Source organism: Lactonifactor sp. BIOML-A5 (assembly GCF_009677585.1).
Taxonomy (GTDB): domain Bacteria; phylum Bacillota; class Clostridia; order Lachnospirales; family Lachnospiraceae; genus Lactonifactor.
In genome coordinates, this window is record NZ_WKYV01000011.1 from 12,964 (window position 1) to 28,247 (window position 15,284).

Genomic DNA, 15,284 nt, shown 5'->3' on the forward strand with positions numbered 1-15,284 from the left:
GTGGCGGTATGACGCTGATTGAAAAAGTAAAGGCAAATCTTATTCTTGAGCATACGGCGGACGATGAACTCCTGCAGATGTACATCACCGCCGCCGTATCCTATGCCGAAAGCTATCAGCACTTTCCGGAGAAATTCTACAAGGACCATCCTATGCCGCCTACCACAGAGCAGGCTGTCATTATGCTGTCGTCCCATTTTTATGAGAGCCGGGACGGCAGCACCGGTGGCTTTTTTGCCGACAATGTGCAGGCTGGACAGCAGGTATGGAATACGGTCAACCTTCTTCTTAAACTTGACCGGGATTGGAAGGTGTGAGCATGAGTTTTGGAAAAATGAACTCCTTCATTGACATCGTATCGGCTGAACCGGTCAAGGACGCCGATGGCTTCGTAAATCACGGGGACACAGTTCTTGCTTCGGTCAGGGCATATTTTGAGCAGAAGAACTCTACGGAAAAATGGCGCAATATGGCGCAGTCAGATGAGGTGAATGCCTTGTTCCGCCTGCGCACCATTCCCGGCCTTGAACTTAACACCCGCCATGTTATTGTCTGCGAAGGTAAGCGCTACAACATATACTCGGTTGAAAACGTTAAGAGCCGAGGTATGTATCTTGAAGTATTGGCGGTGAGCGCTGATGGCTAAGGTCGATTTCAAGATGCCGGAGGATTTCCTGCTGAAGGTATCAAGGCTGGCTGAAAAAACCGATGATATCATACCGAAGGTTCTGGAAGCCGGTGCCGAAGTCGTATATGACAAGGTGAAAAGCAATCTGTCCTCTGTGGTCGGCAAAAACACGAAGGTTGAAAGCCGCTCCACCGGAGAGCTTGAGTTGGCGCTTGGCGTGTCGCCGGCAAAGCAGGACAGGGACGGCAATTTCAATGTGAAAATAGGCTTTGCAGAGCCGCGCTCTGACGGCGGCAGCAATGCCAAACTCGCCAACATCCTCGAATACGGAAAGCATGGCCAGCCTCCGAAGCCTTTTCTGAAACCTGTCAAAAGCAGATCCAAAGGTGCTTGCATCGAGGCTATGACCAATAAGCTGGAAAGTGAGATTGAGAAGCTATGAGCATATTATCTGAACTGAACACACTGTTTGAAGCCGCAAATATCCCTGTCGAAACAGGCGTCTTCAGCGGAGTACCTCCTGATGAATACCTGGTACTGACCCCGCTTACTGACACATTTGCCGTTTACGGCGATAATAAGCCGCTGGCGGATGTAAGCGAAGTCAGAATCTCGCTGTTCAGTAAAAACAACTATTTACAAAGAAAGAATCAGCTTGTGAGGATGCTCCTCCAGACTGATTTTGTTATTACCGACCGCCGGTATATCGGACACGAGGATGACACCGGCTATCACCACTACGCCATCGATGTGGCGAAAGAATACGAACTGGAGGAATAACAAATGGCTACTATCGGGCTTGATAAGCTCTATTACGCAAAAATCACAGAGGCTGCAGACGGTACCGAAACTTACGGTACTCCCATCCCTCTTGCAAAAGCAATGAAAGCGGATCTGTCCGTCGAGCTTGCTGAAGCAACGCTTTATGCTGACGATGGACCCGCTGAGGTTGTGAAGGAATTCAAGAGCGGTAAGCTCTCCCTCGGAATTGATGATATCGGAGTGACAGCTGCTGAGGATCTGACGGGTGCAAAACTTGACGACAATCACGTCGTTATATCCGGAAGTGAGGATGGCGGCGCTCCTGTTGCCGTAGGATTCCGTGCGAAAAAGGCAAACGGAAATTATCGATACTTCTGGCTCTACAGGGTGAAATTCGGCATTCCGGCGACAAACCTGGCCACCAAGGGCGACAGCATCACCTTTTCTACACCGACCATTGAGGGTTCGGTGTTCCGCCGTAATAAGACTGACGGAAACGGGAAGCATCCGTGGAAAGCCGAGGTCAATGAGGATGATACGAGCGTCCCTGCTTCCGTAATTACCGGCTGGTACACATCTGTCTATGAACCGGTCTTTACTCCTGCTGTTGGAGGTGTTGATTAATGGCTGATGACAGAAGTGCGATGATCAACATTGGCGGTAAAGAGTATGATATGCTCCTCACTACCAAGGCTACAAAAGAGATCGCCAGGAGATACGGCGGACTTTCCAATCTTGGCGAAAAGCTCATGAAATCAGAAAACTTCGAGATGGCTCTCGATGAGATCGTTTGGCTCATCACACTGCTTGCCAATCAGTCAGTACTGATTCACAACCTTCAGAACCCTGCCGAAAAACAGGAACTGCTGACCGAGGAGGCTGTGGAGCTGCTCACTTCTCCGCTTGAGTTGGGTGAATACAAGAATGCCATCATGGATGCCATGTATAAAGGAACCAAACGCCATATTGAAAGCGAGGAAGAACCCTCTGGAGGTAACACCTCAAAAAACGCGAAGGTCGGGTAAGCGATGAAGAATCGTTTGCCCGACTGATTTTTTACGGTGTGTCTCTGCTCCAACGCACCGAGCAGGATGTCTGGCTGATGCCTATCGGCCATCTGCTCGACCAGTGGGAGATATATAAACAGTTTAACGGTTTGTCGAAGCCGAAACGCGAGTATTACATCGATGAAATCATACCGGGCGGTATCTAAGGAGGTGGTGAGACATGGCAGATAACTTCGGCTTGAAAATAGGAGTCGAGGGTGAAAAGGAGTTCAAAAAAGCGCTCTCTGATATCAACCAGACTTTCAAGGTTCTCGGCAGTGAGATGAAGCTCGTCTCCTCCGAATTTGACAAGCAGGATAAGTCTGTAGCGGCGGTTGCGGCACGGAATGAGGTTCTGAACAAGGCAATCGATGCTCAGAAAGACAAAATCGCCACCCTCGAATCCGCCTTGAAAAATGCCGCCGACAGCTTCGGCGAAAATGACCGCCGTACTCAGAACTGGGCTATACAGCTAAACAATGCCAAAGCCGAACTTAATGGTATGGAGCGCGAACTGGACAATTCGGCAGATGCCGCTGACGACCTTGGCGACGAACTGAAAGAGTCTGGAGATGAAGCTGAAAGTTCCGGCGGTAAGTTTGAAAAGCTGGGCAGCGTATTAAAAGGTGTCGGTGCGGCAATGGGCGCTGTCGCTCTTGCCGCTGGAGCAGCCGCAGTTAAACTCGGCAAAGAAGTCATTTCGGCATACGCTGACTTTGAGCAGCTGGTCGGCGGTGTAGACACCCTCTTTGGTGATGCGTCACAGACAGTGCAGAACTATGCCGCGAATGCCTTTAAAACGGCTGGTTTGTCGGCAAACGAGTATATGGAAACGGTCACGGGTTTCTCCGCAAGCCTGATCCAATCACTCGGCGGCGACACAGCAAAAGCTGCTGAAGTTGCTGATATGGCCATCACAGATATGGCGGACAATGCCAACAAAATGGGTACGGATCTGTCCGCCATTCAAACGGCCTACCAGGGTTTTGCCAAGCAAAACTATACGATGCTCGACAATCTGAAGCTTGGCTATGGCGGCACCAAGTCTGAGATGGAGCGTCTTCTCGCCGATGCCGAGAAAATCTCCGGAATCAAATATGACCTGTCATCCTTCTCGGATCTGACTGAAGCAATTCATGTAATTCAAACAGAAATGGGCATCACCGGGACGACGGCAAAGGAAGCCACTGAAACCATAAGCGGTTCTATGGCCGGTATGCAGTCGGCTATCGACAATCTGATGGCCGGACTCGGAAACGCTGATGCTGACATTGAAATGTTGATCGGTAATGTTGTCGAGGCATTCGGTCATGTGGTGGATAACGTGGTGCCTGTCATTGAGAATATCGTTAAGGCTCTGCCGCCTGCCCTCGACGGTATACTTAGGGCAATCGGGGATTTGCTTCCGACGCTTCTCTCCACGGTAGTCGACCTGTTTACGCAGGTGCTTGAAACACTGCTCAGTCTTTTGCCTGAGCTCATCCCCGCTGCCGTTGATGCAGTGCTCACTATCGTAGGCGCTTTGATTGATAATCTGCCCTTGCTCATTGATGCGGCTGTGCAGCTGATTACCGCCCTTGTGATGGGACTTGGTTCCGCTTTGCCGGAATTGATTCCTGCGGCAGTTGAGGCGATTATCACCATCGTTCAGGGTCTTTTGGACAGCATGGATCAGATCCTTGAAGCTGCCTTTGCCATTATACAAGGGCTTGCGGAAGGGTTGCTGAACGCGCTGCCGGAACTGATTGACGCCCTGCCCGAAATCATCATGACTATCATTGACTTTATTACCAACAACTTGCCCCTCATCATTGAGATGGGCATTGAACTTACCATACAGCTTGCGTTCGGACTGATTAAAGCCATACCGCAGCTTGTGGCGAGACTGCCGGAAATCGTCGCGGCTATCGTGACCGGCCTCGGCAAGGCAGTCGGGGCTGTGTTTGAAATCGGCAAAAACATCGTAACAGGACTATGGGAAGGTATCAAATCTCTCGGTTCCTGGATAGCGGACAAAGTCTCCGGGTTTTTCTCCGGTATTGTAGACGGTGCCAAAAGCCTGCTGGGCATTCACTCGCCCTCAACTGTATTTGCCGGTATCGGTGAAAACATGGGCCTCGGCATCGGTATGGGTTTTACAGATGCCATGAGGGGTGTTGAAAAAGATATAGCCGGTGCGATCCCCACCGATTTTGACCTTGATATGAAAACTGGGATTCATAAAATAATGAACGACACCTCGCTTGATGTGAGGAAAACCGTTGAGCATACAGGTGTGATTCGGGTGGAAGGTGTTAATTCCACCGGTGAAATGACCTCAGTAATAGACATCATCGTCGACAGGCTCAGACAGGAGGTGCGCGTATGAGTTATTTGAAAAATACAGAAACCAATGAAATCATCACGCGCTATGTGAGCCTTCGAAAAACGCAGGAAGTCATCCGCACAGTGCAGATCGCCCTTGACGGGACGGAATATCTTACCCGTTTCGGTTCGCCGACAGTGCATTATGAGCTGACTCTCTATGTGAATGAAGCCGGAAAAGCTGCGCTGATGGAAGCCGAGGATAGCGTTCCGATGCTTGAATGCTCGGTAAAACAGGGTGTTTTCAACGGAAGAATCATTGAACTCGGAGAGTTTGATTATCAGGCGGCTGGCTGGTATAAGGTCACAGCCACCCTTGCGGCGGTAAGCGAGGTGAGTGACCCATGAGAAGCATACCAACGGCGCTGAAAGAAAAACTTGCTAACCGCTTCAAAGTGGAAAACATTGACAGCATGGCAAATCTCCGTGTGGTAGCCACGCAGACCTCCATAAACTCGCTGCTCTCTGAGCCGATTCACGAGGATATTGCTCCCGCGTTCGGCGATGTGGCTGTGCGCCAGACCGCCGGTGAATCCGATTTATCTCTTGCATATGCGATCTGTTTGGACGACGGTATCGCAAAGATATATAAAAGGAAGTTCCCGGCTGGCTTGGAGTATCCGTGGGAGTACCAGTGGACGCTCGGTACTGCAACCGATGTGGCGATTGAATTTAACGGCGTGTGGAAAATGAACGCCGAAAAGGAATGGTATTACCTTCAAACCGAGGAATACCCTTATGTTTTTTATGTGCGGAACGGCAATCTTTATGTTCAGGTCTGGCGTAATAATGATAATGCCACTCTGCTTGCCACAGATGTTTCCCAAATATCCGCCTGCAAAGGCTGGCAGTCCAGCGTTGAACCGGACCTCGACCAGGGCTTGATTATTGGATATCTCAAAAACGGATCAGTATATTACCGGGCGCTCTGCTGTCAGGACAACGGAAGCTATGTATGGGAAGCGGAACATGAAGTGTCTGCGCTTGGTACGGGCAACACGACCCTGTCGGTCATCCGCACAAACGATTTTCGTATCGGATTTCTTGCGCAGAACAGCGGACGGATGCTTCTGGCACTGACGCATCGGAATTATGCCGGGATGAGTGTCCGTCCGGAAACAGTCCATGTTAACACTTCAAATGTGCGGATGTGGATTTCCGATATGACCGAGCTTGATACGCTGAGCAAGGAGTACGCATCAGGGAATGCCGCTTATCCTTATGTTCTCCTGGATGCGCCGGACACCGAAGAAATTTCCGTGTCCTCGGTGGAAAAACTGAACCGTGAGACGGGCTTTGTATGCTATGGCTTTAAAATCCATCTCACAAAGCCTTTGAACGGAAGTATCGATGCGGGATTCCCGGTGAAATGCACCCTCTCCGTTTCCGGGGTGACAGTTGCCTCCGCTTCCTATAACAGCGAGGAGCAGGCGCTTGTTCTATATACGAGCTCCGATATCCGCAGGACGGTAGCAGTAACCATTACAATGCCGGAATACCGTTCTCTCTGGTATTACAAGCTCGGTTTGCAAAGATGGTTTCTGCCCGCTCTGAGCGCTGTAGCCGCCGCAGAAACTATGGACTACTTCACTTATGAAAACGAGACTGCAGCCATATCCACGATTTCGGCGGGAGTTTGGATTGACGGGGCTGTTTTTACCGAGTGTTTCCAGCCTGCGCATACGGCTGTCATTGCGGTTGTGGCTTCGTCTGTAAGTCTGCAGCCTGTTTCAACATTACCGATTTAGGAGGTTTTCAAAATGAAGATACAAGAACGAGCAGTCCTTCACAACCGATTTGATGTCAAAGTGGTCGATGCCGAAAACGGAATAATTAAGCAGACAGCAGTCGGTTTCAACGTCATTACAAACTACTATTTCAACAGCAGGTTAACTGGTTCTCCTCTAAGTAAAACGTCAGATTTATTTCGGTATATTGCTATTGGTACCGGAACCGGGACACCCGCCGTTACGGATACAGCTCTTTTCTCGCATTTAACACGCAAAGCCGTGACAACGTTGGAAACAGTTTATGAATATCCGACCTCGCATATTACAAAGCAAATCAAACTGGAAGCGACGGAATGTAATGGCTCCACCATTACCGAGGTGGCGCTCGAAGGTGTTTACAGCGGAACATGGTCAGACTCATACTACATCATGTCCCATGCTATGCTGCAGGATTCCGAAGGAAACCAGATTGCAATTGCTAAAACTGATACGGATGTGGTGTATATTACGGCTACCTTTTATGCTACCTATACTCCTTCCGGCTTTGGCACAAACGGGATCTATCCCAAACCGGATAACAACTATCTGGTCAGATGGCTGCTCACCGGCAGCACGGATGGGTATGTACGCTTTTCACGTTTCCCGCTTGAGTACTCATCAGATTTGAGCACGAAATATCACGGCAGTAAAAGCTACATCTTCAGCAACGGCACAGGAAATACCACGACCTATCAGTATGACCTGCCCGTCATCACATTCCTTGACAGCGAGTGCAACAATCGTCTGGTCAAACACCTCGGTGTAGCCGGGGTCGGAGCATTTACCTTCCCCAACCACGAGGTTTTTCCTCCATACCAGGTAAATCAAATAATTATCGGCGAAGGCGATGGGGAAACACAAGAATTTAACATCAAAGCGCCGCTGATACAGGCAGGTACGGCGAGGGTCTACTTAGACGGCGAGGAACTGACCGAAGGAACGGATTTTGTAGTGGACTATGAAAACAACTGCGGCGACTGGTATGAAAACTATCATACGGCAGCTTTGACTTGCAGGGATGCCGGAGTGACTTTCGGTGACCTTGCGTCAAAAACACCAAGCAGCAGCTATGACTACCGCGATCCGCTTGCCTGGTGGAACTGCTATGACAGATCCGTATATCCCTCTTCCTGCACAGTAAACGATGTAAATCCAATTATAATTGACTTTGGAACCGAGAAGTCCTGCAACACACTGAAGATTGATATCCTGACGGTTCCGTCTGCAAGGCTCGATACCCTTAAGATCCAATATTCAAGCAATGGCGTTGATTGGACGGATGTCTCCGGGCTCTCAAGGACAGGACAGGTATGGAAATTTACAGAAATATCAGCGAGGTATTGGAGAGTGTTCCTTAGCGGCGAAGGCAATGCCACCGTAGTCATAACATCAAGCAGCATAACAGGTTCTCCAATCACTCTCTCGATACCGGTGGCCTCATCGGATACGGCGAGCATTGTAGCGGACAAGATAAAAACAGCCATTGAAAACAATGCGAATATTACCGCAGTGTATGATGTATCTGTTTCAGGTGCGGATGTGATCTTAACCGCCAAAGCACCGGCAGCAAATGTTTCAAACCTTAATATTGCAATTTCAAACGGAACTTGCGCGGGACTGACCACCGTTTCGACCTCGACCAATACAACAGCCGGTGTTGCCCCGGTTAAGCAGCAGGAAAACATCTACGTGACCGGAACAATTGGAACTGCGGGAAATGCAGCCGTTGTTGTAACGGCCGCCGGGATGGCTAATTCCCCAATTACACTTTCAGTGCCTGTTTCAAGCGGTGATTCGGCTGCAACTGTGGCGTCAAAGGTAAATGCAGCTCTCGCACAAAACTCAGATATAACCGACTTTTTTACAATCAGTCCGGATAACGGAAGATATGTGCGTCTGACCGCTAAAGTTGCTGCGGATAATGATCCCACCATGAACATCAGCATTGCAAACGGTACCTGCACCGGGCTGACTGCTATCCCGACATCGACAGTTGATGCCGCAGGCAATGTGGGAACAAAGCAGGTGGAAACAGCAACCGTATCCGGTAGTATCAGCTACAACTGGACTTACAATCTGTACTACCAGAACTTACCGACAAGGGACGGTCAAAGTTATGGCTCAACCTTCTTTTTAGGTAAAACCGTGCCGGGATTAAAGTTCACAGCACCGCCTCCGGCAGGGGCAGCGATTACGGCCAGTTTTGCGCTTGAGTACCCGTTCAAGACCTCTAACAATCTTCTGCGCTTCACCTACTCGGTTCAGCTGCAGCGGGGGTGATGCCATGACATTGACATTTGAATATACTCTTGATTCCGGAGCAGGCTTGTTCCCGCAGGTGATTCATACCTCGGACAACCTGCTCCGTTTCATATACCTCACCTCTGACGGCACTATGGCAGGCAGCACAGCAGACCCGGTTCTCGGCTTATACGATAACCTGTCCTATACCGAAACCGGGAGGATATCACCAGATGAATCGGTGTCATGTCCAAGCATAAAGAAAGTGGCTCATTACGGGGCATACGGCTTCTGGAGTGCCGAAGGAGACCATCGATTTGTAATGTATATGCTGCCGGCCGATATCACGAATTCCTTTATCGATGGCTCGGTTAGATTCAGCATCGGCAGCGAGGTCTCACAGTTGTCCTGCACCTTGCTCAATATTAAAGGCGCGCTTCTCAATCGCTACCGGGCTTTCGTGACACCGGGCACAAAGATGGAACTGTACTTTTCCCTTGGCAGCAGCGGAGAAATTCCACTCGGCATCTTTTATATCGACCGTGCTTCGGTATCGTATCCGGATGAAAAGGTTTCGGTATCTGCCAGAAATGCAATCGGAAAGCTTCTGAAGGAACAGACCTTCAACGAAGACAACACCTTTGAAGAAACAACGCTTCAGCAGAACCTGCAGGAGATTCTTCGCCTCGCCGAGGTGGAGAACTTTTTTGTCGGTGAGAGCTCAAAGACATGGAAACTGCGCTTCGAACCGGATGTCAGTATACTGGATGGGATCAAGCGGGTAATCTCTCTGCTTGACGGCTGGAAAGTCGATGAAACGGCAAACGGCGTCATCGGTGTTGCTGCAGTCACCGATGCCCGTTTCGACCAGCCCGCTGTGTATACTTTCGAACGTGAAAAGACCTGCTGGAGCTACAGTGTGGAGTATGACGATTCAGAAGCAGTAAGCAAGGTATGTGTCACCTGTGCAGATCCGGAGAACACGGTTTATGCAACGGTTCCCAGGAACAAGTGGTGGGTTCAGCCTTCACATCGAACGACCTACGTAACAGCCGCTGATGGTGCGACTCTCGCCGAAATAACGGCTATGGCCGAGGAACTTGCCCAGGCTATCGCAATATCCGGCAGACAGGAAAGCTTCGTCGGTATCTTCACACCCCAGCTCACCATTGGCGATGAAGTGCGCATCGTCAGTGGTGCAAAGACGGAAACCATCGGTACGGTCACTGATGTGACGCACAACTTCGGCAGGGGTGGTTTTTATACAGCGTTCACCGTGGACAGCGGCGGACGGAAAGGCAAAGCACGACTTTCAGATTTGATCGGAAAAGCATCTGAAAAACCAAATCTGAATGGTGTGACTATTTATTAGGAGGAAAAACAACATGAAAGAAATCTGGACATGGATTCAACTTATGATCGCCGCTATCGGCGGCTGGCTCGGTTGGTTTCTCGGAGGAGCAGACGGCTTTCTCTATGCGCTCATAGCATTCGTGGTGATCGACTACATCACTGGTGTGATGTGCGCCATAGTAGACCATAGGTTATCCAGCGAGGTCGGCTTCAAGGGGATCTCTAAAAAGGTGCTCATTTTTATGATGGTTGGTATCGGAAACATTATTGACGTCCAAGTACTGGGGCAGGCCGGGGTGTTGCGTACTGCGGTCATCTTCTTCTATCTATCCAATGAGGGTGTGTCGATGCTTGAAAATGCCGGACATCTCGGACTGCCCATCCCGGCGAAACTAAAAGAGATTTTAGTACAGCTTCACAGCAGATCGGAGGATAAATAAATGAACCTGCATAAACTCATTCTGACCAACAATGCCTGCTACAAAGCGGGTAAAACCATCACACCGAAAGGTATCATGGTACATTCTACCGGGGCGAACAATCCCTATCTGAAACGCTATATCGGTCCTGATGACGGACTTCTGGGAAAGAACCAATACAACAACCACTGGAATCAGGACAAGCCCGATGGCAGACAGGTCTGCGTCCACGGCTTCATCGGCAAGCTGGCTGTCGGAAGCATCGCCACCTATCAAACCCTACCGTGGAATTATCGGGGCTGGCATGCCGGAGGTGCAGCGAACGATACACATATCGGTTTTGAGATATGCGAGGACGGACTTTCCGACCCCGCATATTTTTCTGCCGTTTACAAGGAAGCGGTCGAGCTGTGCGCCTACCTCTGCAAGCAGTACGGCATCAAGCCGGAGTCGCCGACGCTCATCTGCCACTCGGAGGGTCACAAGCTCGGCATTGCCAGCAATCACGGCGATGTGATGCACTGGTTCCCGAAGCACGGCAAGAGCATGGACACCTTCCGCGCCGATGTGAAGAAGCTGCTTGATGCGGCTTCGCCGGAAACGCCGACCACACCGAAGAAGTATTACCGCGTCCAGCTCGGCGCGTTCTCGGTCAAGGCAAACGCCGATGCCATGCTCAAAAAGGTCAAGGCTGCTGGCTTCACGGACGTTTTTATCAAATACAGCGAGTAAAGGATACACCGCTTTAGCTTACAAGTCCATATACCACAGGTCAAGTTGTTGACCTACAGTTATTGCCCAGCGGAGATTTTTCTCTGCTGGGCAGTATTTTTATGTCGAAACACCTCCCCAAAATTGCTCCATTTTCTCCGTATGGCGAGGAGGTGGTTTTGATGACCAACGAACAGAAATCAACCATACTTCACCTGCGATCTGCGGGTTGTAAGTATGTATCAATCGCCGAAACGGTCGGACTCTCGATAAACACAGTGAAGAGCTATTGCCGCAGACAGGGTTTAGCCTTGGCGGCTGAAAAATCATCTGTCATTGATGACGCTTCTCGCTGCAAGCAATGCGGACAGGCGCTTGTGACTAAGCCCGGGAGCAAGCCGAAAAAATTCTGCTCTGATAAATGCCGTAACGCATGGTGGAAAATGCATCCGAACGCCGAGAACCGAAAGGCGTATTACAGCAGGATATGCACTCACTGTGGGAAAGCATACACGGTCTACGGCAGACCGAACAGCAAGTTTTGCTGTCATGCGTGTTCGGCACAGCACCGCACGAAAAGAGCGGAGGCTGCCATATGACGCAGGACAGAAAAACAGAGCTGATGAAATACAAAGCCGTCGTCGCTGTGTTGAGGAGATGGCTGTCCGAAGGGCATATTACCATCCGTGATTATGCCAAGCTTGAGGAAAATCTCGCGGTCAAATATCGCGTATCTTTGTGCAGTATATGGCGCGAATTGCCTTGACTTTGTCGTCCTTTAGAGCGAATATGTACCCCCTGAAAGGAGGTGGAGTATCAATGGCAAACAGCCGAATTACACAGATAGAGTTTGCGCCGCGAGTTCCCTTTGAGGGAAAGCGCGTGGCGGCATACGCCCGCGTTTCGTCAGGCAAGGACGCAATGCTTCAGTCGCTGGCATCACAGGTCAGCTATTACAGCGACCGGATTCAAAAGCACTGCGGCTGGGAGTACGTCGGCGTATATGCGGATGAAGCGAAAACCGGCACAAAGGACAGCCGTGAGAGCTTTCAACGCCTGCTGGCGGATTGTCGCGCTGGGAAAATCGATATGGTCATCACAAAGTCTATATCGCGTTTCGCCCGGAACACGGTCACACTGCTATCTACGGTTCGAGAATTAAAAACGCTTGGCATTGATGTGTTTTTCGAAGAGCAGAACATTCACAGCATAAGCGCCGATGGCGAACTGATGCTGACAATTCTTGCATCCTATGCGCAGGAGGAAAGCCTATCGGTTTCCGAAAACCAGAAGTGGCGGGTACGCAAGAATTTTGAAGAAGGCAAGCCGTGGGACTGCACGATGCTCGGTTATCGGGTAAAAGACGGAGTATTCCAGATCGTGCCGGAGGAAGCGAAGACGGTATGCCTCGTATTCTCGCTTTTTCTTGAGGGCTACGGAAAACAGGCCATAGCCAACAGGCTTAACGAAATGGGAATACCCACGCGAATGAACAAATCGTGGTGTCAAGCCACCATCAGCAAAATGCTCCGCAATGAGAAGTACGCCGGAGATTTACTGCTGCAAAAGACCTTCCGCACCGACCATTTATCAAAGCAAACAAAAATAAACCGTGGCGAATTGCCACAGTATTTCGTACAGGAGGCGCACGAGCCGATTATTGACAGGGCTACATTTGAGGCTGTACAAGAAGAGCTTTCACGCAGGGCAACAGCTGTGATCGTGAAGCCCGGCTCGGAAACCGCGTTCACAGGAAAAATACGCTGCGGTATTTGCGGCAAGAATTATCGGAGGAAGACAACGCCGACCGGCTTTGTTTGGATTTGCGCCACATTCAATACCAAGGGCAAAAAACACTGCGCTTCAAAGCAGATCCCCGAAGAGACGCTTAAAGCAGAGTGCGCCGCGATGCTCGGAACGGACGGTTTTGATGCCGCCGTTTTTTCAGAGCGAATAGCACTTATCACGGCGCAGCAGAACAATCAGCTTGAGTTTCATTTCAAGGACGGCACGGCAGCGACGACTCGGTGGCAAGACCGTTCACGGCGTGAAAGCTGGACGGAGGATAAGCGACAAAAGGCAAGAGAAAAAGCGACAAGGAGGAATGGCTGATGGCAAGAACAATCACAATGATACCGGCGACGGTCACATCGCGCTTTTCCAATCTTGCCGTATCCGTGCCCAAGCGGCGCAGGGTTGCGGGTTATGCCCGCGTTTCCACGGAAAAGGAAGAACAGCAATCAAGCTACGAGGCGCAGGTGGACTACTACACCAAATACATCAAGGAGCGCCCAGATTGGGACTTCGTATTTGTATATACGGACGAGGGAATTTCAGCGACCAATACGAAGAAGCGCGACGGCTTCAACCAGATGATTAAGGATGCGCTGGACGGTAAAATCGACCTGATAATCACAAAATCGGTCAGCCGTTTCGCACGAAACACTGTCGACAGCCTTACCGCCGTGCGAAAGCTCAAGGCGGCGAACATTGAAATTTACTTCGAAAAGGAAAATATTTGGACTTTCGACGCCAAGGGCGAGCTGCTCATCACGATAATGTCCTCTCTGGCGCAGGAGGAAAGCCGGAGCATTTCAGAGAACGTCACATGGGGATGGCGCAAGCGTATCGCCGACGGTAAGGTGTCCATGTCATACGGTCAGTTTCTCGGATACGAGAAGGGCGCGGACGGTACGCCGCAGATTGTGCCGGAGGAAGCGAAAATTGTGCAGTTGATTTACGCGATGTTCCTGCAGGGAAAAACACCCACCGGGATTGCCAAGCATCTCACGGCACAGGGCATTCCGACGCCCGGCGGCAAGGAACGCTGGCAATGCAATGTGGTCGAAAGCATTCTCACCAACGAGAAGTACAAGGGCGACGCGCTTCTTCAAAAGACCTTCACGACGGATTTTCTGACAAAGAAGATGAAGCCGAATGAGGGCGAGGTGCCACAGTTCTATGTTACAGACAGTCACGATGGAATCATTGACGCCGAGGACTTCGATATGGTACAGGCGGAGTTCGCACGGCGTAAGGCATTAGGGCGCAGCTATAATTGTAAGAGCTGCTTTTCGGCGAAGCTGGTTTGTGGCGATTGCGGCGGCTTCTTTGGCTCGAAGGTCTGGCATTCAACGGACAAGTACCGCCGCGTGATATGGCAATGCAACAGCAAGTTCAAAAAGGGCGAGAAATGTGCCACACCACATTTTACCGAGGATGAAATAAAGGAGCGCTTCATTCAGGCGTGGAACGGTATGCAGGACATTACCGATGAGGTTATCAGTGAGTGCCGGTTGGCACTTGCCGAGCTTTTTGACAGCGCCGCCATTGACGATGAGTTTGCGGCAAAAAACGCGGAAGCCGAGGTGCTTATCGAAATGAATCGCAAGCACATCGCTGAAAACGCATCGGCGGCACAGGATCAGAAAGCCTATAAAAAGCGGCAGGAGGAACTTGTGTCAAAGTACAATGCAGTGGTAAAACGCATCGATGAGCTTAAAGCCGAAATAGAAAAACGAAAAATCCAGCGCACGGTGCTCACAGCTTTTATTGACACGATGGAGCAGCAGCGCGGGCCGCTTACGGAATTTGACGAGAGGCTGTGGTTGGCAGTCGTGGAAAAGGCGACCGTACACGCCGACGGGCGTCTGGTTTTTACCCTGATGGACGGCAGCGAAATTGATTAAGCGATGGGCATAGACTCCCTGTGTCGAAAGCGATGCGGGGAGCTTTTTTATGCGTTGCTTCCGCAGATAAACTGTGAAAATCCGGTTTGCACCAAAGATGCACCAAAGCTCAAAAAATGCACCAAAAATGCTGCTCGTTAACGATTTGTCGGAGGCACAGCGGCGATTGAAAGCAAAATCGGCGTTTCAAAGAATGAAATCAACGCTCGCCGGAACTTCCGGCACTCGCAGCAAACAATAAAACAGCCCGAAAAGCCTGTAAAATCGGCGTTTTCGGGCATAAAAATGCCGCAGAGAACGAA

At 50.4% G+C, this 15,284-nt stretch carries 16 protein-coding genes; all 16 read left to right on the top strand.

The features are described from left to right. The first annotated feature begins 8 nt into the window (after positions 1-8). The 16 genes from GKG41_RS10545 to GKG41_RS10620 all read left to right on the top strand — a co-directional run bounded on the left by GKG41_RS10545 (position 9) and on the right by GKG41_RS10620 (position 14,982). Positions 9-317 (top strand): head-tail connector protein, encoded by a 309-nt coding sequence (locus GKG41_RS10545; RefSeq protein ID WP_154258440.1) that lies wholly within the window; start codon positions 9-11, stop codon positions 315-317. A gap of 2 nt (positions 318-319) precedes the next feature. Beyond that, positions 320-646, top strand: coding sequence for a head-tail adaptor protein (locus tag GKG41_RS10550; protein ID WP_154258441.1), 327 nt, complete (start codon positions 320-322; stop codon positions 644-646). Continuing rightward, positions 639-1,070: an HK97-gp10 family putative phage morphogenesis protein gene (locus GKG41_RS10555; protein WP_154258442.1), complete on the top strand. Its 432-nt coding sequence runs from the start codon at positions 639-641 to the stop codon at positions 1,068-1,070. Before GKG41_RS10550 ends, GKG41_RS10555 begins: the two co-directional genes overlap by 8 nt. Beyond that, positions 1,067-1,408: a hypothetical protein gene (locus tag GKG41_RS10560; protein ID WP_154258443.1), complete on the top strand. Its 342-nt coding sequence runs from the start codon at positions 1,067-1,069 to the stop codon at positions 1,406-1,408. Before GKG41_RS10555 ends, GKG41_RS10560 begins: the two co-directional genes overlap by 4 nt. Before the next feature lie 3 nt (positions 1,409-1,411). After that, positions 1,412-2,014 carry a major tail protein gene (locus tag GKG41_RS10565; RefSeq protein ID WP_154258444.1) on the top strand — a complete coding sequence of 201 codons (603 nt, stop codon included), beginning with the start codon at positions 1,412-1,414 and terminating at the stop codon, positions 2,012-2,014. After that, the gene (locus GKG41_RS10570; RefSeq protein ID WP_154258445.1) at positions 2,014-2,415 is read left to right on the top strand and encodes a hypothetical protein; all 402 of its coding nucleotides are present in this window, start codon (positions 2,014-2,016) and stop codon (positions 2,413-2,415) included. Before GKG41_RS10565 ends, GKG41_RS10570 begins: the two co-directional genes overlap by 1 nt. Positions 2,416-2,617: 202 nt before the next feature. Continuing rightward, positions 2,618-4,804: a phage tail protein gene (locus tag GKG41_RS10575; protein WP_154258446.1), complete on the top strand. Its 2,187-nt coding sequence runs from the start codon at positions 2,618-2,620 to the stop codon at positions 4,802-4,804. Continuing rightward, the gene (locus tag GKG41_RS10580; RefSeq protein WP_154258447.1) at positions 4,801-5,148 is read left to right on the top strand and encodes a hypothetical protein; all 348 of its coding nucleotides are present in this window, start codon (positions 4,801-4,803) and stop codon (positions 5,146-5,148) included. Before GKG41_RS10575 ends, GKG41_RS10580 begins: the two co-directional genes overlap by 4 nt. Then, a complete protein-coding gene (locus GKG41_RS10585; RefSeq protein ID WP_154258448.1) occupies positions 5,145-6,548 on the top strand; it encodes a hypothetical protein in 1,404 nt (467 codons plus the stop codon). Before GKG41_RS10580 ends, GKG41_RS10585 begins: the two co-directional genes overlap by 4 nt. Positions 6,549-6,560: 12 nt before the next feature. Then, positions 6,561-8,849 carry a hypothetical protein gene (locus GKG41_RS10590; RefSeq protein WP_154258449.1) on the top strand — a complete coding sequence of 763 codons (2,289 nt, stop codon included), beginning with the start codon at positions 6,561-6,563 and terminating at the stop codon, positions 8,847-8,849. Between the two features lie 4 nt (positions 8,850-8,853). Continuing rightward, the gene (locus GKG41_RS10595) at positions 8,854-10,182 is read left to right on the top strand and encodes a hypothetical protein (protein WP_154258450.1); all 1,329 of its coding nucleotides are present in this window, start codon (positions 8,854-8,856) and stop codon (positions 10,180-10,182) included. A 13-nt stretch (positions 10,183-10,195) separates the two neighbouring features. After that, positions 10,196-10,603, top strand: a complete 408-nt coding sequence (locus GKG41_RS10600) for a phage holin family protein (protein ID WP_154258451.1) — start codon at positions 10,196-10,198, stop codon at positions 10,601-10,603. After that, a complete protein-coding gene (locus tag GKG41_RS10605; protein WP_154258452.1) occupies positions 10,604-11,314 on the top strand; it encodes an N-acetylmuramoyl-L-alanine amidase in 711 nt (236 codons plus the stop codon). It abuts the gene before it with no gap. A gap of 574 nt (positions 11,315-11,888) precedes the next feature. Beyond that, on the top strand, positions 11,889-12,059 hold the full coding sequence (locus GKG41_RS10610) for an SHOCT domain-containing protein (RefSeq protein ID WP_154258453.1): 171 nt from the start codon (positions 11,889-11,891) through the stop codon (positions 12,057-12,059). 53 nt (positions 12,060-12,112) lie between these two features. Further along, positions 12,113-13,405, top strand: coding sequence for a recombinase family protein (locus tag GKG41_RS10615; protein ID WP_154258455.1), 1,293 nt, complete (start codon positions 12,113-12,115; stop codon positions 13,403-13,405). Continuing rightward, on the top strand, positions 13,405-14,982 hold the full coding sequence (locus GKG41_RS10620; RefSeq protein ID WP_154258457.1) for a recombinase family protein: 1,578 nt from the start codon (positions 13,405-13,407) through the stop codon (positions 14,980-14,982). Before GKG41_RS10615 ends, GKG41_RS10620 begins: the two co-directional genes overlap by 1 nt. Positions 14,983-15,284: the final 302 nt, after the last annotated feature.